Genomic DNA, 782 nt, shown 5'->3' with positions numbered 1-782 from the left:
CCCAAACGAAAACGCCAAACTCTCCGGAAGCCGGCCGGGGATTGATCGGAACCCCGGCCGGCTTCAAATCGGAATGGTGGCCGACATCAGATCGGAACGGTGGCCGGCTTMAAATCGGAATACCCGGCCGGAATGAATCGGAATCCGCATCTCTGCTGCGGGCCCGGCGCAAGCGGCTCCAATGGGGAAAGCGGGAGAAACGCCTCTATCAACGGCATCGCTGGCGCGTCGAGGGCGTCCACGGCGAGGCCAAGACCTGGCACGGTCTTGCGCGCGCCGTTCGGCGCGGCCTCGACAACATGCGCATCCAGGCTTTCCTGACCGCGGMGGCGATCAACCTCAAGCGGCTCGCTGCMGCCCTTCTGGCCGCCATTGCCGGGCTCTCGCCCGAACCTTTCGACGAGTTCCGTGCCGGCGCCCACGCCAGACCATACCCAGCTGACACGCCGCAAACGGCAGTGGCCGATGTCGTCGGGCGCTTGCTCAACATCCCCGCCAAAACTCGGCTTTCTCAACGACCCCACGATGCAGGTCTGGACGATCGCTTGCGGAAAGACGGCGTTGATCGCCTCGGGGAAGCCTTTCAGCCCGTCGACGACGGCGATGAGGACATCCTCGACGCCGCGGTTTTTTAGCTCATTCATCACCCGCAACCAGAACTTGGCGCCCTCGGTCGTCTCGATCCAGATGCCGAGGATGTCCTTCGTGCCGTCGGCCTGGACGCCGAGCGCGAGGTAGACGGCTTTGTTGCGGACAAGGCCCTCGTCCCGGATCTTAACCCG

Annotated in this window: 2 pseudogenes; one reads left to right on the top strand and one right to left on the bottom strand. The window is 64.3% G+C overall.

Annotated elements, in window-relative coordinates:
- Window positions 1-149: 149 nt before the first annotated feature.
- Window positions 150-383, top strand: a pseudogene (locus AC1DIO_RS35365) (transposase); the annotation flags it as partial.
- A 126-nt stretch (window positions 384-509) separates the two neighbouring features.
- On the opposite strand, the pseudogene AC1DIO_RS35360 reads toward AC1DIO_RS35365, so the two are convergent.
- Window positions 510-782 (bottom strand): annotated as a pseudogene (locus tag AC1DIO_RS35360) (transposase); the annotation flags it as partial.

This window comes from Allobosea sp. 05T439 (assembly GCF_056396005.1).
The sequence above is the reverse complement of the archived record's forward strand: the minus strand, read 5'-3'. Positions and strand labels throughout refer to the sequence as shown.